An 18,904-nucleotide genomic window follows, 5' to 3' on the forward strand; every position below is an offset into this window, starting at 1 on the left:
AGCCACCGAGCCCGGGAGTTCTCGTGAGCACCATCGCCGACACCGTCATCGCCACCCTCAGGGCCAACGGCACCACGCGTGCCTACGGTGTCCCCGGGGACTCGCTCAACGGCTTCACCGAGGCCATGCGCCGCGACGGCAGCTTCGAGTGGCGCCTGGTGCGCCACGAGGAGGCCGGGGCCTTCGCGGCCGCCGCGCACGCGGAGCTGACCGGCGAGCTCGGTCTCGTCATGGGCAGCTGCGGGCCGGGCAACCTCCATCTGATCAACGGGCTCTTCGACGCGCAGCGCAGCCGGGTGCCGGTGCTCGCGATCGCGGCCCAGATCCCGAGCGCTGAGATCGGCAGCGGCTACTTCCAGGAGACGCAGCCGCAGAACCTCTTCCAGGAGTGCAGCGTCTACTGCGAGATGGTCTCCGACCCCGCCCAGATGCCGCGGATGCTCGAGACCGCGATGCGGGCGGCGATCCAGCAGCGGGGTGTCGCCGTGCTCGTCGTACCCGGGGACGTCGCCCAGGCCGAGGCGGTCGACGAGCGGGTCACCATCATCGAGCGGGCGCGGGCCCGGGTGGTGCCGAGCGCCGACCAGCTGCAGCGGGCCGCCGATCTGCTCAACTCCTCCCGGCGCACGACCCTGCTCGTCGGGGTCGGCGCGGAGGGGGCGAAGGAGGAGGTCCTCGCCCTCGCCGACACCCTCGCCGCCCCGATCGTCCACACCCTGCGCAGCAAGCAGCACATCGAGGGGGACAACCCCTTCGACGTCGGCCTGACCGGGCTGCTCGGCTTCGCCTCCGGCTACCGCGCCATGGAGGAGGCCGAGACGATCCTCATGCTCGGGACGGACTTCCCCTACCGCCAGTTCTACCCGGCGCACGCGTCGATCATCCAGGTCGACCTGCGGGGGGAGCAGCTCGGCAAGCGCACACCGCTGGAGCTCGGGCTCGTCGGGGACGTCGGCGACACGGTCCGGGGGCTGCTGCCACTGCTGCGACGCACGACGCACCGTGGGCACCTCGAGGACGCGGTCGCGCACTACGGCAGGACCCGCGAGAAGCTCGACGAGCTCGCCGAGCCGACGAAGAAGCGCCGGCTCGGGAAGGCGCACGAGGCGATCCACCCGCAGTACCTCGCCCGGTTGGTCAACGAGATCGCCGACGACGACGCGGTCTTCGTGCCCGATGTCGGGTCGCCGGTCGTGTACGCCGCCCGGTACCTGCAGTGCCACGGTGACCGTCGCCTCATCGGCTCCTTCATCCACGGCTCCATGGCCAATGCGGTGCCGCACGCCATCGGTGCGCAGATCGCCTTCCCGTCGCGTCAGGTCGTCACCCTCAGCGGCGACGGTGGCCTGACGATGCTCATGGGCGAGCTGCTCACGGTCCGCCAGCACGACCTGCCGATCAAGATCGTCGTGCTCAACAACTCCTCGCTGAACTTCGTCGAGCTGGAGATGAAGGCCGCCGGCCTGCCCGACTTCGGGACGGGCCTGGACAACCCGGACTTCGCGAAGGTCGCCGACGCGCTCGGGATCAAGGGCTACCGGGTCACCGACTCGGGCGACCTCGAGTCGAGCCTGCGCGAGGCCTTCGCCCACGACGGGCCGGCGCTCGTCGACGTCGTCACCGACCGGCAGGAGCTGACCATCCCGCCGGCGATCTCGGCGGAGCAGGTCAAGGGCTTCACCCTCTACGCGTTGCGTACAGTGATGTCCGGGCGTGGAGATGAGCTGCTCGACCTCTCCCGCGCCAACCTGCGCCAGATCTTCTGACAAGGACACCCATGGCCGTCGACCTCGACCTGCCCACCACGGTGCTCGCGAGCACCTTCCTCGCCTCGGGAGCGCTCCACCTCGTGCGTCCCCAGGTCTTCGAGCCGATGGTCCCCACCCCGTTGCGCGGCCACGACCGACTGCTCGTACGTGTCTCGGGGGTGGCCGAGATCGCGTGTGGCGCGGGCCTGCTCGTGCCCCCGACTCGCGAGATGGCCGGATGGGCCGGTGCCGCCCTCCTCGTCGGGGTCTTCCCCGCCAACCTGCAGATGAGCATCGACCACGCTCGTCGGGCGCAGCGCACGCAGACACCGCAGGCGATCGGTGTCCTCGCCGGGACGCTCGCGCGGCTGCCGCTCCAGTGGCCGCTCGTGCGGATCGCGCTCAGGGCGGCCGGGCGGGGCTGAGCCCGGTGAGCCAGCTGGAGTGGGCGACGACGACCGAGGCGGACGTCGACGCCCTCGTGCGACTCGGCACGGCCTGCCTCGAGCGTGACGGCGGGTTGCCCGACCTGGCCGACCCCGACCACATGCGCTCAAGCCTGGTCACGGACCTGGCGATCAGCGGCCGGGACGAGCTCGGTGACATCGTCGCGGCCGCGGCGATCGGGGTGGACGCCTCCGGCACGCGCACGGCCACGGGGCTCGTCGACCCGGCCGTCATGGGCCGGGGGATCGGGCAGGAGGTCGCCGACTGGGTGACCAGCCACACCAGCGGGCCGGTGCGCTTCGTCATGGACTCGATGAGCCCGGAGGCGGAGGAGCTCTTCGCCCGTCTCGGCCTCCACCGGGTCTTCGCGGAGACGATCATGAGCCATCCACTCAGGCACGTCCCCTTCGTCCGCCGCCCCGACGACCTCGTCACGCTGCCCTTCACCGACGACACCTCCGAGGCCTTCCAGCACGCCTACGCCGCCTCCTTCGCCGACCAGCCGGGACATGACGCAGGAAGTGCCCGGGCCCGGGGGAGGTGGCTGCGGGAGCAGCGCGGCTTCCAGCCGGAGGACTCCCGGGTCGCGATGGACTCCTCGGGACACGTCGCGGGCTTCGTCACCGTCTCCGCCGGGTGGATCGAGGAGGTCGGGGTGGTCCCGCAGTGGCGCGGCCGGGGACTGGGCGCCCACCTCGTCGCCCGGACCCTCACGGCGATCGCGCGGCGCGATGGTGCCACCGCCTGGCTCGCCGTCGGGTGCGACAACCCCGCCCGGTCCCTCTACGAGCGTCTCGGCTTCCGTGGTCGTGGCACCCGGGCGCTCTACGAGGAGCAATGACGGACGGCACGCCGGTTGCGAGGATGTGCGGACAGCCCCAGCCCGTGCACCACCCCAAGGAGCGAGCATGACCACGCCCGACGAGTCCACCATCGCCCTGCCCGCGGAGGTCCTCACCGCCGTGCAGGGCGCCCGCCGCGTCCTCGTCCTCACCGGCGCAGGGATGAGCGCCGAGTCCGGCGTGCCGACCTTCCGCGATGCCCAGAGCGGGTTGTGGGAGCACTTCGACCCCTCCCAGCTGGCCACGCAGGAGGCCTGGGGGGAGGACCCTCCCTTCGTCTGGGCCTGGTACGCGTGGCGGATGCAGCTGGTGCGCGACGTCGACCCCAACGCCGGCCACCGGGCTCTCGCCGATCTGGCCGCGCTGCGTGAGGTGATGATCGTGACGCAGAACGTCGATGACCTCCACGAGCGGGCCGGGTCCTCGGTGACCGCCCACGTGCACGGCCGCCTCGGCGAGCTGCGGTGCGCGGACTGCGGTGCGCCGTACACGGCGGAGGTGAGTCTGCCGGTCGAGCCGATGGAGCGGATCGACCCGCCGACCTGCCCCGAGTGCGAGGGGGACGTCCGCCCGGGCGTCGTGTGGTTCGGCGAGATGCTCCCGGACGCGGCGGTCGCGGCCACCGACGCGGCCATCGACACGCTCGAGCCCGGGGACGTCGCGCTCGTCGTCGGGACCTCGGGGGTCGTCTACCCGGCAGCCGGGTACCCGGCGATGGCGCGCGCGGAGGGGGCGACCGTCATCGAGATCAACCCCACGGAGACGGAGATCTCCGACATGTGCGACCACCACGTGCGCGGTCCGGCCGCCGAGGTGCTGCCGGCCCTCGTGGCCGGCCTCACCGGCTGAGGTCGTGCGGTCCGATCGGGGATGCTGCGTCACACCCTCAGCAGCGGCTCCGGTGCGGGCTCGACCGGGGTGGGCGCGGGACGACCGCGGGTGGACGCCCAGACCCCCGCGATGACGAGGAGGCCACCGAGCAGCTCCAGCGGGGCGGGGGTCTCGTCGAGGAGGAGCCAGGCCAGCGCCAGGCCCGTCACCGGCACGAGCATCGAGAAGGGCGCGACCGATCCTGCCGCGTGGTGGGACATCAGCCAGGTCCAGATCCCCGAGCCGACCACCGTGGCGATGACGGTCGTGTAGGCCAGACCCGCCCAGGCCCAGAGGGCATCGGGGGCGCTCGAGAAGGAGGTGGCGAAGGCTCGACCGATGCGATCCGGCCCCTCGGCGACGAGCGAGAGCAGGAGCATCGGCACCGGCGGGACGACGGTCATCCACATCGTCAGGTGCAGCGGTTTGGGGGGAGCGGCCAGCCGGGCCGCGAGATTGCCGAAGGCCCAGCCGAGACCGGCGAGCAGCGTGAGGACGAAGGGGAGGACCCCTGCCTCCGCGGACAGGCGCTGGGAGCCGACGACCGCCATGCCGAGGGCAGCGATCCCGACGCCGGCGCAGGCCCGGCGGGAGAGGTGCTCACCCAGGAGCGCCGCCCCGAGGACGACGGTGAAGGGGGCCGAGCTCTGCAGCACGAGGGAGGCCAGGCCGGTGGGCATGCCGGCGCTCATCGCGAGGTAGAGGAAGGCGAACTGCAGGACACCGAAGCCGGTGCCGTAGCCGATGAGCCAGCGCGTGGGCACCTGCGGTCGGGGGACGAGCAGGAGCGTCGGGATCGCCATGAGGGTGAAGCGCAGCGCGGAGCAGAGGAAGGGCGGGAAGATCGCGAGCGAGGCATGGATGGCGATGAAGTTCGCGCCCCACAGGACGGCGACGAGGACGGCGAGCAGGCGATGGCGGACGGGCACGGCACCATCGTGATCCTCCGGGACCATGCAGGACAAGCGAATGATTGCGCACGGTCGCTGTAGGGTGCCTTCATGGACATCAGGCACCTGGAGCTCCTGCGGGACCTGCGCGAGCAAGGAAGCCTCGCCGCCGTCGCGGCGACCACCCACCGCACCCCGTCGGCGTTGTCCCAGCAGGTGCGCACGGCCCAGCGGGCCGCGGGCACCCGGCTCGTCGAGCCGGACGGGCGGCGACTGCGGCTGACGGAGGCGGGAGAGCTGCTCGCGGACGGGGCGGACGAGGTGGCCGCCGCGCTGGCCCGGGTCGACTCCCGGCTGGAGGAGCACCGTGGTCAGCCCATCGGGACCGTGCGCGTCGCCGGTCTCCCGAGCGGGCTGACTGCGCTGCTGCCCGGGGTCTTCGCCTCCCTGAGCGACTCCAGCGTGACCCTCGAGGTCACCGACATGGACCTCGCCGAGCAGGACTACGCCGGCGCGGTCGCCGACGCGGACATCGTCGTCGCCCACAGTCTGACCAGCGATGTGCCGGCAGGGACCGAGGGGCTGGGTCGCACCGTTTTCCTGCGTGAACCCCTCGATGTCGCCCTTCCGCAGGGTCACCCCTTGACCGAGCGTGCGGCCCTTCGCCCCCGTGACGTCGTGGACGAGACGTGGATCGGGGTTCCCGAGCACTTCCCCTTCGACACCGTCCTCCAGCGCATCGGGGACGCCACCGGGCGCACCATCACGCCACGACTGCGCATGCGCGACAACCAGCTCATCGCCGCGCTCGTCGCCGCCGGGGAGGGCATCGCCCTGCTGCCCCGGTTCACCACCCGACCCGGTGACGGGCTCGCCCTTCGGCCGCTGACCGGGGTGCACTCCGAGCGGTGGATCGTCGGCCTCTCCCGACCGGACCGGGCCGAGCGGGCAGCGGTGCGACTGGTCACCCAGAGGCTCGTGGAGGCAGGGAGGGCGCTCATCGGCTGACGGCGGATATCCTGCAGGGGTATCGCCCCCTTCGTCCCGCCAGGAGTCCTTTTCCGTGGTCACGCGCATGTCCTCCCTCTTCCTCCGCACCCTCCGGGAGGACCCGGCCGATGCGGAGCTCCCGGGGCACAAGCTGCTCGTGCGAGCGGGCTACATCCGCCGCGCCGCGCCGGGCGTCTACACGTGGCTGCCGCTCGGGCTGAAGGTCCTGGGCAAGGTCGAGACGATCGTCCGCGAGGAGATGGCGGCCATCGGCAGCCAGGAGCTCTCCTTCCCCGCGCTGCTGCCGAAGGAGCCCTACGAGGCGACGAACCGGTGGACCGAGTACGGGGACAACCTCTTCCGGGTCACCGACCGCAAGGGCGCCGAGATGCTCCTGGGGCCGACCCACGAGGAGATGTTCTGCCTGGCGGTCAAGGACATGTACGGCTCGTACAAGGACCTGCCGCTCCTGCTCTTCCAGATCCAGACGAAGTACCGCGACGAGGCCCGACCGCGCGCCGGCGTGCTGCGCGGACGTGAGTTCATCATGAAGGACAGCTACTCCTTCGACGTCGATGCCGCCGGTCTGCAGCAGGCCTACGACGCGCACCGCCGGGCCTACATCAAGATCTTCGACCGGCTCGGCTTCGAGTACGTCATCGTCCACGCGGACTCCGGTGCGATGGGTGGCAGCGCGAGCGAGGAGTTCCTCGCGGTCAGCCCGAACGGGGAGGACACCTTCGTGCGCGATGCCTCCGGGTACGCCGCCAACGTCGAGGCCGTCCAGGTGCCGCAGGCCCCGCCCGTCGAGGTCACCGCCGGACCGGCGCACGTCGAGGACACCCCCGACACCCCGACGATCGAGACCCTCGTCGCCGCGCTCAACGCCGACCACCCGCGCACCGACGGCCGGGAGTGGGGCGCAGCCGACACCCTGAAGAACGTCCTCGTCATGCTGGCCCACCCTGCCGACGAGGAGCACCCGCAGGGCTGGCGCGAGCCGCTGGCCATCGGTGTGCCCGGGGACCGGGAGGTCGACGCCAAGCGGCTCGAGGTGCAGGTCGCGCCGGCCGAGGTCGAGGCCTTCGAGGAGAAGGACTTCGCCTCCCACCCCACCCTGACGAAGGGGTACATCGGCCCCGGTGTCCTCGGGTCCGGGGGCAGCAGCGCCATCAGGTACCTCCTCGACCCCTCCATCGCCGAGGGCAGCGCGTGGGTGACCGGCGCCGACGAGCACGGCAGGCACGTCATCGACCTCGTCCACGGTCGTGACTTCACCGCCGACGGGACCATCCAGGCCGCCGAGGTCCGCGACGGCGACCCGAGCCCGACCGGGTCCGGCACGCTCACCCTCGCGCGGGGCATCGAGATGGGGCACATCTTCCAGCTCGGGACGATGTACGCCGAGGCCCTCGGGCTGAAGGTGCTCGACGAGAACGGCAAGCTCGTCACCGTGACCATGGGCTCCTACGGCGTCGGTGTCACGCGTGCCGTGGGCGTCATCGCCGAGGACAACCACGACGAGGTCGGGCTCACCTGGCCGCGGGCGATCGCTCCCTTCGACGTGCACATCGTGGCCGCCGGCAAGGGCGAGGAGATCTTCGCTGCCGCCGACGACCTCGCCGCGCAGCTGCAGGCACGGGGCCTCGACGTCGTCTACGACGACCGCGCCGGCAAGGTCAGCCCCGGAGTGAAGTTCAAGGACGCCGAGCTCATCGGCGTCCCGACGATCCTCGTCGTCGGCAAGAAGCTCGCGGACGGCGTCGTCGAGCTGAAGGACCGTCGCACCGGTGAGCAGCGCGATGTGCCGGTCACCGAGGCCGCCGAGGCCGTCCTGGCCGAGGTCAGGGCGGAGCCGGTGTGAACGCCGAGGAGATGCGACATCCGCTGACGGTCCACGAGCGCCCGGCGCACGGCCCGCTCGAGGCGGTGATCTTCGACTGGGGTGGCACGCTCACCCCGTGGCACGCGATCGACCTGGGCCAGCAGTGGCGCGTCTTCGCCCGTGAGGTCCACGGCGTCCCCATCGACTCCGAGGAGGTGACCCAGGCCGACCTCGACCGGGCCAAGGAGCTCGGCGAGCGGATCCATGCCGTCGAGCAGGCCGCCTGGAAGCGGGGCACCGAGGACCACCGCAGTGCCCACCTCGACGACATCCTCGCCGAGGCCGGGGTCGCCCCCGACCTGGACCGCCACCATGTCGCTCTCGCGGCCTACCGACGCTTCTGGGAGCCGCACACCCACACCGACCCGCTGGTGCGGCCGCTCTTCGAGGGGCTGCGTGCGCGCGGGCTGCGGGTCGGCGTGCTGTCCAACACCATCTGGAGCGGCTCGTACCACCGCGAGATCTTCGAGCGGGACGGGGTGCTCGACCTCATCGACGGCGACGTCTACTCCTCGGAGCTGCACGTGGTCAAGCCGCACGCGGAGGCCTTCGAGGCCGCGTGCGCGGCGGTGGGGGTCGCTCCGACGAGTGCGGCCTACGTCGGCGACCGGCTCTTCGAGGACGTGCTCGGCTCCCAGGAGGTCGGGATGCGCGCCATCTGGGTGCCGCACAGCGACATCCCCGCGGACCAGCAGGTGACGGTGGACGTCACCCCCGACGCGGTGGTCGACAACCTCCTGGACGTGCTCGACACCATCGACGCCTGGCTCGCCGACCAGGGCTAGCGGGAGGCGCGATGGTCCCGCCACCAGCGCAGCGCACCGGTGCACCACAGTGCCCACAGCACGAGGACGGGCTGGAAGAGCAGACGCACCGCCCGTGACGAGTCGCTGGTCAGCCCGAAGGCATCGCGCTGCTCGGTGAACTGCGCGATGTTGCCGGGGAAGACGGCGACGAACAGGACTGCGGCAGCAGTGCCGACGAGCGCCCGCGCGGGGTGACGCCACGCCAGGAGCAGTGCTGCCGCCATGGCCAGCTCGACGACCCCCGAGAGGATGACGACGAAATCCACGTCCCCCGGGAACCACGGCGGCACCTGGGCGCGGAAGTCCTCCCGGGCAAAGGTCAGGTGGGCGGTGCCCGCGAGGAGCAGGAAGCTGCCGAGGACGACCTGGGCGAGCCCGCGGATCCATGAGGTCATCCCTCAGTCTCCCAGCACCACCAGCACCTCACCGACGACCACCCAGGTCGACAGCCCGAGGACGAGGAGGAAGCCGACCTGCCACACGGGAGCCGGGAGCCCGGTCAGGCGGGCGAGCACACCCACGTCGCTCGTGGCCTCGACACGGCCGAGCACCGTGGCCACGTGCCGCCAGGCGCCGACGAGGAGCACCACCCCGACGCCGACGAGGACGTGCTGCTGCACGACGTCATCCCGCCACCACCACAGTGCGGCGACCACGGCCAGGGACCCGCCGACCACGAGAGCGGTCAGTGCCGATCGGACGAAGACCAGGGCGAGGAGCAGGGCCAGCAGCAGGGCGGTCACGACCGGCCCCGACCACCCGCTGGCCGCGAACCACACGAGGAGCGCACCGACGACCGCCGGCGCCGGGTACCCGGCCCACGTGGTCGCCACGACTCCCGCGCCGCGCGGGGGACCGACCGTCACCGCGTGCCCGGACATGTCGGCACGCAGCACGAAGCCCGTGAACCGGCGACCGAAGAGCACCCCGACCACGGCGTGCCCCAGCTCGTGCACGAGCGTGACGACGAGCCGCAGGACCCGCCAGGCCGGCCACCAGCCCACGGCGATCCCGGCCGCGACGAGCACCCCGACCAGACCGAGGGTGGTCAGCTCCGGAGCGGGCGTCGCGGGGCTCGTGCGGTCGATGATCTCGGTGAGCAGGTCCACGCCGCCGACCGTAGGGGGTGCACCTGTGGGCGGGCTGCACCCGTGGCAGTGTGTGGTGCATGACCCACGTCCTCGTCCTCGGCGGCACGGCCGAGGCCCGCGACCTCGCGGCGCGGCTGGAGGCGAAGGGGGTCCCCCTCACCTCCTCGCTCGCCGGCCGCGTCTCACGACCGCGGCTGCCTGTCGGGCCGGTGCGGACCGGCGGCTTCGGTGGCCCCGACGGTCTGCGGGAGTGGTTGGACGAGCATGAGGTGACCGCCGTCGTCGACGCGACCCATCCCTTCGCCGGGACGATGGGCAGGCATGCGGCGCAGGCGTCCTCGCGCTCGGGGGTGCCACTCCTGCGTCTGGCCCGGCCCGGCTGGTCAGGGCACCCGGATGCCGGCTCGTGGACCTGGGTCGATGATCATGACGCTGCCCGGGAGGCGGCGGACGAGGTGGGGGGGACCCCCTTCGTCACGACGGGTCGCCAGACCCTGCACCACCACCTCGAGGCGTGGGAGGAGCGCCCCGTGGTCGTGCGTCTCGTCGAGCCACCGGAGGAGCCGCTGCCGCCGGCGTGGACGGTGCTGCGTTCGCGGGGACCCTTCCTCGTCGCGGACGAGGAGGCCCTGATGCGCGAGCACGGAGTCGGTGTCGTGCTGACGAAGGACTCCGGCGGGACCTACACCGAGGCGAAGCTCGACGCCGCTGGGCGCCTGGGGCTCCCGGTCGTGGTCGTCGCGCGCCCGCCCCGACCCGCAGACGTCCCGGAGGCCAGCGACCCCGGGTCCGCGGCCGCCTGGGTCCTGTCCGTCACCTGAGGGCGCGCCCCGCGACCAGCGCCCGGTACGAGAGGGCGGCGGCCAGGGCGAGCAGACCGACCCGGTGGGCCAGCGCGACCGATCGGGGGAGATCGGTGAGCGAGGCAGCCGGACCGCGGCCGAGCGACGGTCGCTCCTCGACGCCGCTGGCGTACACGGTCCGGCCGCCGAGACCCACCGACAGGGCCGCGGCGAAGCCCGCCTCGACCGGGCCGGCATTGGGGCTGGGGTGCGAGCGGGAGTCGGTGGCCGCCACCCGGAGCACCTCGTGAGCCCGGCGAGGGGCCGCGAGAGCCGTGGCCAGCACGGTCACCCGGGCCGGCAGCCAGCCGAGGACGTCGTCCAGCCGAGCGGCCGTCCAGCCGAAGCGGGCGTAGCGCTCGGTGCGGTGCCCGTGCATGGCATCGAGGGTGTTCACCGCCCGGTGGAGCACGATCCCGAGCGGCCCGAGCACGGCACCCCACACGAGGGTGCCGACGACGGCGTCCGAGGTGTTCTCGGCGACGGACTCGATCGCGGCACGGGCGACCTCGTCCGCACCGAGCTCGTCGGTGACCCGCCCGACGAGGTGGCGCACGCGCACCCTGGCCGCAGCCTGGTCGCCGCTCGCGAGGAGGTCGTGGACGACCATCCCCTCGCGCCCGAGACTGGTACCGCCGAGGGCTGCCCACGCGAGGACGGCGGTGACGACCCCCTTCGCCGGGGCCCGTCCGCCGAGGATGCCGATGACGACGACGGGGGCGAGGACGATCCCCTCCGTGAGCACACCCGCCCTGCGCGAGTCCCGGTGGGTGCGGGCCTCGACCCAGCTCGCCCAGCGGCCGAAGGCGGCCACGGGGTGGCCGCGACGGGGGTCGCCGAGCAGCCGGTCCGCAGCCCACCCGCCGAGCAGGCCGAGAGCGACCGGATCCGGCGAAGGGCGCCTCACGCCTGCTCCCGGGAGGTGTCCTTGACCACGAGGACCTGACCGGCGACGACGAGGAGCACCCGGTCGGCGCTCGCGGCGAGGCGCTGGTTGAGCAGCCCGAGGCGGTCGGCGAAGACGCGCCCGGACCGGTGCGCGGGCACGACGCCCCACCCGACCTCGTTGGTCACGGCCACGACGTGGGTGCTCGCGGACCACGCGGTCTCGAGGGCGTCGATGCGTGCGTCGAGCCGCCGACCCCACGACGGCTCGGGGGCCTCCCACGCGTCCAGGTCGTCGAGCTGGGCCGTCAGCCAGGTGCCGAGGCAGTCGAGGAGGACGGGATCGCTCGTCCGCGTGAGCGCGCCCGCGGCATCCGTCGTCTCGACGCTGGTCCACGAGTCCGGGCGGCGGTCCCGGTGCGCGGCGACCCGGGCGGCCCAGTCGGCGTCATCGAGCTGCGGTCCCGTGGCGAGGTAGGTCACGGGGGATCCGGCCGGCAGGTGCGGCGGGGAGAGCAGGGACTCCGCGTGGCGGGACTTGCCCGAGCGGACCCCACCGGTGACGAGGATGCGCATGCTCACCACGCCAGGGTGAGCAGGACGAGGGTGGTGGTCAGCGCGACCTCGACGCCGGCCCCGATGACATCACCGTTGACGCCACCGAGGGTGCGTGCGGCCCGCTCCCGCAGAGCGATCGCCGCACCCGTGCCGGCGAGCGCCGCGAGCGCGGGGAGGAGCAGCGAGCGGGTGCTCGACCACGTGGACTCGTCGGGGGCGAGCACTGCCGTGACCGGGACGCCGGCTGCCACGAGTGCCGCAGCGGCCGCGACCGCGAGGAGCGCGGCGGGAGCGAAGGGCACCACCCCGACGAAGGAGGCACCGAGCGTGGACCCGGGTGCGGCGGTCTGACCGCGCACGCAGACCGCGGCGCAGGAGGCGCGGGAGACGAGCACCGCCGCGCCGACGAGGACGGCCCCCCTCCAGCCGGCCGCCAGGAGGGCCGCGATCGCGGCGGCCTGGACGAGGAGGACGAGCACGATCGCGGCCGTCCCCATCGGGCCGACGTCGCCGCGGCGCATGACCTCCAGGGCGCGCTGCCGGGTCCAGCCGGCCCCGAGCCCGTCGACGACGTCGGCGAGCCCGTCGAGGTGCATGCCCCGGGACCCGTGGGCGAGCACGGCCAGGGCCACGCCGGCGGCGACGAGCGGAGGGAGGCCGAGCTCGACGGTGGCGCAGACGACGGCGACGAGCCCGGCCAGCGGGAGCACCGCGAGGGGTGCCAGCAGGAGGCCCGCCCTTGCGGCGTCGGGGCGGGTGTCCACCGTGCCCGACGGGAGGCGCGTGAAGGTCCCCACGCCCAGCCGCAGCCCCCTGCCGAGCGAGCTCACCCGGTCTGCTCCAAGGCGGCCACCACATCGCCGATGACGGTGATCGCCGGGGGTGCGATGCCCCCTTCGTCGGCGGCGGTGGCGATCCCGTCCAGCCGGGCGCGCACGACCCGCTGGCTCGGGCTGGCCCCGTCGGCGATGCTCGCGGCGGGCGTGGACGCGTCCAGGCCGGCGGCGATGAGGGTCTCGGCGATCGACCCCAGGGTCGCGACCCCCATGAGCACGACGATGGTCAGGCCCGTGGTGGCCAGGCCGGACCAGTCCACCTCGCTGCGCGGGTCGTCGGGGGCGACGTGCCCGGAGACGACCGCGACGCCCTGGGAGAGCCCACGGTGGGTCATCGGGATCCCGGCGAGGGCCGGCACGGCGAAGGCGGAGGAGACGCCGGGGACGACCTCGACGGGGATCCCGGCCCCGGTGCACACCTGCCACTCCTCGCCGCCCCGGCCGAAGAGGTAGCCGTCACCCCCCTTGAGGCGCACCACGGTCCGTCCCGCACGGGCGTGCTCGAGGAGGAGCTCGTGGATGCGCTCCTGCGGGGTGAACTCGCCCCTGGGGATCTTGCCGACGTGGACGACCTCGGCCTGCGGGGCGTGCTCGGCGATCGCGGCCAGGGGTGCGAGGCGGTCGGTGACGACGACGTCGGCCCGTCTCAGGGCGTCGCGACCGGCGATGGTGAGCAGCCCCGGGTCCCCGGGACCGCCTCCGACGAGGAGGACCCGTCCGGTGGTGTCGTTCATGCTGACCTCGTGTCGTCTCGTCGGTGCAGGATCCCGGCCAGCTCTCGCAGCAGGCCGTCGATGGTGTGCGGGCCACGAACGGCGATCCGCACCCAGGTCGTGTCCAACCCCGGGAAGGTATCGCCTCGTCGCACGGCCCAGCCACCCGAGCGCAGCTCCTCCCGGATCCCGGGGCCCACCCGGGCGAGGACGAAGGGGGCGCTCGTACCCGCCGTGGGCACGCCCAGCGAGTCCAGCCCGGTGACGAGGTGACGGCGCCAGCGGGTGGTCTCGTGGGCGGCGCGGTCGGCCTCGGCGAGCGCGTGGGGAGCGACGGTCTCGCGCATGACGCGCAGCGCGAGCGAGCCGACGGACCAGTGGGTCTGGTGGGTCGAGAGCTGCTCCACGAGCGCGCGGTCCCCGGCGACGTATCCGGCGCGGATCCCGGCCACCGCCCAGGTCTTGGTCAGCGAGCGCACGACGAGGACGCCGTCCAGGTCACCCGGCAGGAGGGACTCGGCCTCGCCGGGCACCGCGTCCATGAAGGCCTCGTCGACGACGAGCACCCGGCCCGGTCGCGCGAGCGCTCCCACGGTGGCGGCCGGGTGGAGCGCACCGGTGGGGTTGGTCGGGTTGCCGATGACGACGAGGTCGGCGTCGCCGATCTCCTCGACGGCGCCGGGGGTGAGGGCGAAGCCGTCCCGGGCGCGCAGGAGCACGCGTCGCACGTCGTGACCGGCGGTGCGCAGCGCGGCCTCCGGCTCGGTGAACTGCGGGTGCACGACCACGGGGTCACGCGGGGAGAGGGCGCGGGCGAGGAGGGTGAAGGCCTCGGCGCCCCCGCTCGTCGGCAGCACCTGGTCGCGGGAGAGGCCGTGCCGGGCCGCGAGGGCGTCACGGGCGGCGGTGGCGTCCGGGTAGGCGGCGACCGAGGTCAGCTCGTCGGTCAGCGCGGCCGTGAGCCACTGCGGCGGGTGGGACAGGCGGACGTTGACGGCGAGGTCGACGAGGTCGTCCGACAGCTCGGCGTCCCCGTGGTGCCGCAGCGGGTCCGCGGTGGCCGCGTCCCCCCCTTCGCCGGACGAACTACTGCAGGCAGTACCTGGTATCGCCTGCCGTACCTCGAGATGCTGCTGACGATACGAACCACTGCCTGCAGTAGTTCGTAGCGGGTGCGGGTGCGGGTGCGGGTGCGAAGGCCGACAGGCGCGAGCAGCAGCGACGAAGGACGTGGCGACGGCGGGGGAGCCGGCCCAGTGGGTGTGCAGGTAGCTCGCGACGAGGGTGGCGCGGCCGGTCCCGGCGGGGTCGAGGGCGAACCCGTCCTCGCGTCCGTCGAGCAGCCAGGCAGCGGTCGCTCCGGCGCCCGGCGTGGAGTGCGTGCGGTGGAACTCGTGCCCGGTGACCTCCGTGCCCGCCGGACCGAGGACCGAGTCGACGATCGAGGTGGCTCCGCGGTAGCCGAGCGTCAGGCGGCGGCCCATCGCGCTCCGGGTCGGCAGTGATCCGACCATCGGGTGGTCGTCGATCGACTCCGCGAGGTAGAGCATGCCGGCGCACTCGGCGATCGTCGGCATGCCCGTCGCGACAGCGCTGCGGACCTGGTGCACGAGAGGGCGGTTCATCGCGAGCGTGCGTGCGTGCACCTCCGGGAACCCCCCGCCGAGGTAGAGCCCGCTGGTGCCCTCGGGCAGCATCTCGTCGCGCGCCGGGTCGAATTCCGCCACCCGGGCACCGGCGGCCTCGAGCAGCTCGACCGTCTCCGGGTAGCGGAAGGTGAAGGCCCGACCACCCGCGACGGCGACGACCGGTGCGTCCGAAGGGGGTGGGCCGCCGGCCACCCCCAGCGTCACCTCGGGCGACCACGGTGTGACCCCGAGCGGGGGAGCGGTGGTGGCCGCGGTGAGCAGCGCGTCGAGGTCGAGGTGCTCCTCCGCGACGGCGGCGATGTGGTCGAGTGTGGCGGCGGCCTCCCCGCGTTCGGCGGCGGGCACGAGCCCGAGGTGTCGCGACGGCACGTGCATCGCGGCATCGCGCGGCAGGACGCCCCACACCGGGACCCCGACGGCCTCGACCGCTCGCCGGGCCTCCGCGCCGTGCCGTGACGTGCCGGCCTTGTTGAGCACCACCCCGACGACATCGAGCGTCGGGTCGATCGTCGCCAGCCCGTGGACGGTCGCGGCGACGGTCCGGGACGTGGAGGAGATGTCGACGACGAGCACGACCGGGGTCCGGGTCAGCGTCGCGACGTGCGCGCTCGAGGCGAAGCCGTCGGCGCCGAGTCGCCCGTCGAGCAGCCCCATGACTCCCTCGATGACGGCGATGTCCGCCGGTGCCGGGTGCGTGGCGCCGCGAGCGAGGAGCGGGGCGACGCGCCCTTCACCCACGAGCCACGGGTCGAGGGTGCGGCTCGCCCGCCCGGTCGCGAGCGCGTGGTAACCGGGGTCGATGTAGTCGGGGCCGACCTTGGCCGGCGCCACCGTGAGGCCACGGCGGGCGAGCGCCGCCATGATGCCGACCGCGATCGTCGTCTTGCCGTGACCGGAGGCGGGCGCCGCCACGAGCACCCGAGGAAGGGGGCCCGGGTCCACCGGACTCACCGCCCTCACCATTCGATGCCCTTCTGGCCCTTCTGTCCCTGGTCGAAGGGGTGGGCGATCTTCGTCATCTCCGTGGCGACGTCGGCGATCTCGAGCAGCCTCGGGTGCGGGTCCCGGCCGGTGATGATCACGTGCTGGTACCCGGGCCGCCGGGTCAGCGTGTCGATGACGTCATCGAGGTCGACCCAGCCCCACTTCATGACGTAGGTGAACTCGTCGAGCACGTAGACCGTGTGGGTCTCCTCGGCGAGGCGCCGCTTGATCTCGGCCCAGCCCTCGCGGGCGTCGGCGGCGTGGTCCTCCTCGGTCCCGGCCTTGCGCGACCAGGACCAGCCCGAGCCCATCTTGTGCCACTCGACGGGACCCCCTTCGCCGCTCTGGTCGTGCAGCCGACCCAGCGCCGTGAGGGCCTCCTCCTCACCGATGCGCCACTTCGCGGACTTGACGAACTGGAAGACCCCGATGGACCAGCCCTGGTTCCACCCGCGCAGCGCGAGCCCGAAGGCCGCCGTGGACTTGCCCTTGCCGGTGCCGCCGTGGACGACGACGAGCGGGGAGTTGCGGCGCTGCCGCGTGGTGAGCCCGTCCTTCGGGGTGACGGGCGTGCGTCCCTGGGCCATCAGGCGGCGCTCCTTCGCTGGGTGGTGCGTTCGGTGACGATCTCCACGAGCCCGCTCGCCGCGACCTGCTCGAGGGGGATGTGCTCCGCGCCCATCCGGTGGGCGAGCTCGGCGGCCAGCCCCATCCGGAAGCGGCCGGACTCGCAGTCGACGACGACGCTCTCGCTCACCGTCGCCGCCTGCCCCCACTGGTCGGCGATGCGCCTGGCCCGCTCGAGCGCGTCGCGTCCGGCGGTCGCCCGGCCGTCGGTGACGAGGACGACGAGTGCGCGCTGGCTGCGGTCGCGCACCCGCTCCCGGGCCACGACGCGGGCGACCTCGCTCAGTCCCTCGGCCAGCGGGGTGCGCCCGCCGTGGGGCAGGTCGGCCAGTCGCGCCGCGGCGGCGTCGATCGAGGAGGTCGGTGGCAGGACCACCTCGGCGCCGTGGCCACGGAAGGTCACCAGGCCCACCCGGTCGCGCCGCTGGTAGGCGTCGAGGAGCAGCGAGAGGACCGCGGTCTTGACCTCGCTCATCCGCTTGCGGGCGGCCATCGAGCCGGAGGCGTCGACGGCGAGCAGGACGAGGTTGGCCTCCCGGCCGCGCGTGACCGCATGACGCAGGTCGTCGCCGGTGACGCGGGCGGCTCCGCTCGTCGTCGCCCGACGGGCGGCCGAGGCACGAAGGGTGGCGGTCAGGTGGACCGGGGAGCCCGCCGGTTCCTGCCCGGCCGGGTGGATCCCGACGGTGCGTCCGCGGGGCGTCAGGGCGGGGGACCGGCGACCGCTGGGGCCGGCCCCGACACCGGTGAGCTCGAGGCGGCGGGCGCGGTAGGGCGTCTGCGCCTCGGCGGTCCCGACCGGGCTGGGGCGGGAGCCGGGCTGCGGCTCGGCGGGCTCCTCGAGCTCCCCCTCCCCGTGCTCGGTGGTGCTCTGCGAGGGCTGCTCGGTGCGCTCCTGCTGCGGGGAGGGTTGCGGGTCGTGCGCCCCGTCCTGCCCCGGCGGGCCCGTGCGGTCCTCGCCGTCGCCGTCGGCACCGCCCTCGGAGGTCTCCTCGGACGAGTCGTCCGGGTCGGGCTCGCCACCCCCGGGCGGGTCCTCCTCCGGCTCCTCGTCGAGGAGGCGGTCGAGCAGGTCCTCGTCGAGGCCGGGTGCGTCGAAGGGAGCCCGTCGCCGCCGGTGCGGCAGGGACAGCAGCGCCGCGGCGCGGATGTCCTCGCGGGTGACGTGGTCGCGCCCGTACCAGGCGGCGTGGGCGCTCGCGGTGCGGGCGGTGACGATGTCGGCGCGCATCCCGTCGACGTCGAAGCCCGCGCACACCCGGGCGATCGTGCGCAGCGCGCGCTCGTCGAGCACCACCTCGCGCACCGCCTCCCGGGCGGCAGCCAGACGCTGCGTCAACTCCGCCTCGGACGTGGCGTAGCGCGCGGCGAAGCCCGCCGGGTCGGCGTCGGAGTCCAGACGCCGGCGCACGACCTCGGCGCGCTCGCGCGGGTCGCGGCTCGCGGCGATGTGCACGGTGAGACCGAAGCGGTCGAGGAGCTGGGGGCGCAGCTCGCCCTCCTCGGGGTTCATCGTCCCGACGAGCGTGATCCGGGCGGGGTGGGAGATCGAGACCCCGTCGCGCTCGACGGTGTTGCGCCCCATGGCGGCCGCGTCGAGGAGCACGTCGACGAGGTGGTCGTGCAGCAGGTTGACCTCGTCGACGTAGAGGATCCCGCGGTGGGCCTCCGCGAGGAGCCCCGGCTGGTAGGCGGCCTCGCCGTCGCCGAGGGCACGGCGCAGGTCGAGCGAGCCGACGACCCGGTCCTCGGTCGCACCGACGGGCAGCTCGACGAGCCGGGCGGGACGGGTGGTCGCCGGCCCGGTGTGCGGGCCGTCCGGGCAGTCGTCGGTCCGCTGCGGATCGCACCCGAAGCGGCAGTCCGTCGCCACGTGCTGCTCGGGCAGGACCGCAGCCAGCGCCCGGACCGCGGTCGACTTGGCGGTGCCCTTCTCCCCGCGCACGAGGACGCCACCGATCTCCGGGGAGATCGCGCTGAGCAGCAGCGCGGTGGTCAGCTCGTCGGCACCGACGAGGGCGGTGAAGGGGAAGACCGGAACAGTCACGTCAAACCTCCTGGCGAGTGTCCACGCTCGCCGTCAGAACGCGTCGGGCGGGTTCGCGCCGACGAACGCAGACCGATGTCCTGGCTGGGCCCATGGGGCCTTCACAGTGGCGGGACCGCTCCGGATTCGCACCGGATTCCTCGGTTGGCTGCGCCGAGCGCCAGCATGCCACAGCGCGTGTGGGCCTAGTGTGG

At 73.6% G+C, this 18,904-nt stretch carries 18 protein-coding genes and 1 riboswitch; of the genes, 8 read left to right on the forward strand and 10 right to left on the reverse strand.

Features of this window, described 5'->3' with window-relative positions:
• Positions 1-23: 23 nt before the first annotated feature.
• The 4 genes from poxB to ACR9E9_RS08380 all read left to right on the forward strand — a co-directional run bounded on the left by poxB (position 24) and on the right by ACR9E9_RS08380 (position 3,886).
• A complete protein-coding gene (poxB, locus tag ACR9E9_RS08365) occupies positions 24-1,766 on the forward strand; it encodes a ubiquinone-dependent pyruvate dehydrogenase (protein ID WP_435198018.1) in 1,743 nt (580 codons plus the stop codon).
• Positions 1,767-1,777: 11 nt separating this feature from the next.
• Positions 1,778-2,173 carry a DoxX family protein gene (locus ACR9E9_RS08370; protein ID WP_435198019.1) on the forward strand — a complete coding sequence of 132 codons (396 nt, stop codon included), beginning with the start codon at positions 1,778-1,780 and terminating at the stop codon, positions 2,171-2,173.
• Between the two features lie 5 nt (positions 2,174-2,178).
• On the forward strand, positions 2,179-3,036 hold the full coding sequence (locus tag ACR9E9_RS08375) for a GNAT family N-acetyltransferase (RefSeq protein WP_435198020.1): 858 nt from the start codon (positions 2,179-2,181) through the stop codon (positions 3,034-3,036).
• A 67-nt stretch (positions 3,037-3,103) separates the two neighbouring features.
• The gene (locus tag ACR9E9_RS08380) at positions 3,104-3,886 is read left to right on the forward strand and encodes an SIR2 family NAD-dependent protein deacylase (protein WP_435198021.1); all 783 of its coding nucleotides are present in this window, start codon (positions 3,104-3,106) and stop codon (positions 3,884-3,886) included.
• A gap of 29 nt (positions 3,887-3,915) precedes the next feature.
• Here the strand turns inward: ACR9E9_RS08380 and ACR9E9_RS08385 are convergent, their stop codons facing one another.
• Positions 3,916-4,836, reverse strand: coding sequence for an EamA family transporter (locus tag ACR9E9_RS08385; protein ID WP_435198022.1), 921 nt, complete (start codon positions 4,834-4,836; stop codon positions 3,916-3,918).
• Positions 4,837-4,908: 72 nt separating this feature from the next.
• Here ACR9E9_RS08385 and ACR9E9_RS08390 point away from each other — a divergent pair, with 72 nt between their 5' ends.
• From ACR9E9_RS08390 to ACR9E9_RS08400, 3 genes are all read left to right on the forward strand, one after another.
• The gene (locus ACR9E9_RS08390; RefSeq protein WP_435198023.1) at positions 4,909-5,805 is read left to right on the forward strand and encodes a LysR family transcriptional regulator; all 897 of its coding nucleotides are present in this window, start codon (positions 4,909-4,911) and stop codon (positions 5,803-5,805) included.
• A gap of 67 nt (positions 5,806-5,872) precedes the next feature.
• Positions 5,873-7,651 (forward strand): proline--tRNA ligase, encoded by a 1,779-nt coding sequence (locus ACR9E9_RS08395; RefSeq protein ID WP_435198024.1) that lies wholly within the window; start codon positions 5,873-5,875, stop codon positions 7,649-7,651.
• Entirely contained in the window at positions 7,648-8,457 is an 810-nt protein-coding gene (locus ACR9E9_RS08400) for an HAD family hydrolase (protein ID WP_435198025.1), read from the forward strand. Before ACR9E9_RS08395 ends, ACR9E9_RS08400 begins: the two co-directional genes overlap by 4 nt.
• On the opposite strand, the gene ACR9E9_RS08405 is transcribed toward ACR9E9_RS08400, so the two are convergent.
• Complete coding sequence (locus tag ACR9E9_RS08405; protein ID WP_435198026.1) at positions 8,454-8,873, reverse strand: DoxX family protein; 420 nt, start codon at positions 8,871-8,873, stop codon at positions 8,454-8,456. The genes ACR9E9_RS08400 and ACR9E9_RS08405 overlap by 4 nt on opposite strands.
• Before the next feature lie 3 nt (positions 8,874-8,876).
• Positions 8,877-9,587, reverse strand: a complete 711-nt coding sequence (locus tag ACR9E9_RS08410; RefSeq protein WP_435198027.1) for a M50 family metallopeptidase — start codon at positions 9,585-9,587, stop codon at positions 8,877-8,879.
• A gap of 59 nt (positions 9,588-9,646) precedes the next feature.
• Here ACR9E9_RS08410 and ACR9E9_RS08415 point away from each other — a divergent pair, with 59 nt between their 5' ends.
• Positions 9,647-10,390: a cobalt-precorrin-6A reductase gene (locus ACR9E9_RS08415; protein ID WP_435198028.1), complete on the forward strand. Its 744-nt coding sequence runs from the start codon at positions 9,647-9,649 to the stop codon at positions 10,388-10,390.
• On the opposite strand, the gene ACR9E9_RS08420 is transcribed toward ACR9E9_RS08415, so the two are convergent.
• Genes ACR9E9_RS08420 through ACR9E9_RS08450 form a run of 7 tightly spaced genes read right to left on the reverse strand, consistent with a single transcriptional unit; the run spans position 10,383 to position 18,710 of the window.
• Positions 10,383-11,318: a CobD/CbiB family cobalamin biosynthesis protein gene (locus tag ACR9E9_RS08420; protein ID WP_435198029.1), complete on the reverse strand. Its 936-nt coding sequence runs from the start codon at positions 11,316-11,318 to the stop codon at positions 10,383-10,385. The genes ACR9E9_RS08415 and ACR9E9_RS08420 overlap by 8 nt on opposite strands.
• Complete coding sequence (locus ACR9E9_RS08425; RefSeq protein WP_435203613.1) at positions 11,315-11,872, reverse strand: bifunctional adenosylcobinamide kinase/adenosylcobinamide-phosphate guanylyltransferase; 558 nt, start codon at positions 11,870-11,872, stop codon at positions 11,315-11,317. The genes ACR9E9_RS08420 and ACR9E9_RS08425 overlap by 4 nt, the downstream gene beginning before the upstream one ends.
• 2 nt (positions 11,873-11,874) lie before the next feature.
• Positions 11,875-12,684, reverse strand: coding sequence for an adenosylcobinamide-GDP ribazoletransferase (locus ACR9E9_RS08430; RefSeq protein ID WP_435198030.1), 810 nt, complete (start codon positions 12,682-12,684; stop codon positions 11,875-11,877).
• The gene (gene cobA, locus ACR9E9_RS08435) at positions 12,681-13,424 is read right to left on the reverse strand and encodes a uroporphyrinogen-III C-methyltransferase (RefSeq protein WP_435198031.1); all 744 of its coding nucleotides are present in this window, start codon (positions 13,422-13,424) and stop codon (positions 12,681-12,683) included. The genes ACR9E9_RS08430 and cobA overlap by 4 nt, the downstream gene beginning before the upstream one ends.
• Complete coding sequence (locus ACR9E9_RS08440; protein WP_435198032.1) at positions 13,421-16,003, reverse strand: cobyrinate a,c-diamide synthase; 2,583 nt, start codon at positions 16,001-16,003, stop codon at positions 13,421-13,423. Before ACR9E9_RS08440 ends, cobA begins: the two co-directional genes overlap by 4 nt.
• 5 nt (positions 16,004-16,008) lie before the next feature.
• The gene (gene cobO, locus ACR9E9_RS08445; protein ID WP_435198033.1) at positions 16,009-16,623 is read right to left on the reverse strand and encodes a cob(I)yrinic acid a,c-diamide adenosyltransferase; all 615 of its coding nucleotides are present in this window, start codon (positions 16,621-16,623) and stop codon (positions 16,009-16,011) included.
• Entirely contained in the window at positions 16,623-18,710 is a 2,088-nt protein-coding gene (locus tag ACR9E9_RS08450; protein ID WP_435198034.1) for a magnesium chelatase subunit D family protein, read from the reverse strand. The genes cobO and ACR9E9_RS08450 overlap by 1 nt, the downstream gene beginning before the upstream one ends.
• 53 nt (positions 18,711-18,763) lie before the next feature.
• Positions 18,764-18,890: riboswitch (cobalamin riboswitch) on the reverse strand.
• Positions 18,891-18,904 lie beyond the last annotated feature (14 nt).

The sequence above is a fragment of the Janibacter sp. GS2 genome, assembly GCF_051200835.1.
In the GTDB taxonomy this organism is placed as follows: domain Bacteria; phylum Actinomycetota; class Actinomycetes; order Actinomycetales; family Dermatophilaceae; genus Janibacter.

Bases quoted from the DNA above. Each gene is read 5' to 3' on its own strand.
- ACR9E9_RS08370 (WP_435198019.1), top strand. From the start codon at position 1,778: ATGGCCGTCGACCTCGACCTGCCCACCACGGTGCTCGCGAGCACCTTC.
- ACR9E9_RS08380 (WP_435198021.1), top strand. From the start codon at position 3,104: ATGACCACGCCCGACGAGTCCACCATCGCCCTGCCCGCGGAGGTCCTC.
- ACR9E9_RS08390 (WP_435198023.1), top strand. From the start codon at position 4,909: ATGGACATCAGGCACCTGGAGCTCCTGCGGGACCTGCGCGAGCAAGGA.
- ACR9E9_RS08395 (WP_435198024.1), top strand. From the start codon at position 5,873: ATGTCCTCCCTCTTCCTCCGCACCCTCCGGGAGGACCCGGCCGATGCG.
- ACR9E9_RS08405 (WP_435198026.1), bottom strand. From the start codon at position 8,873: ATGACCTCATGGATCCGCGGGCTCGCCCAGGTCGTCCTCGGCAGCTTC.
- ACR9E9_RS08415 (WP_435198028.1), top strand. From the start codon at position 9,647: ATGACCCACGTCCTCGTCCTCGGCGGCACGGCCGAGGCCCGCGACCTC.
- ACR9E9_RS08425 (WP_435203613.1), bottom strand. From the start codon at position 11,872: ATGCGCATCCTCGTCACCGGTGGGGTCCGCTCGGGCAAGTCCCGCCAC.
- cobA (WP_435198031.1), bottom strand. From the start codon at position 13,424: ATGAACGACACCACCGGACGGGTCCTCCTCGTCGGAGGCGGTCCCGGG.
- cobO (WP_435198033.1), bottom strand. From the start codon at position 16,623: ATGGCCCAGGGACGCACGCCCGTCACCCCGAAGGACGGGCTCACCACG.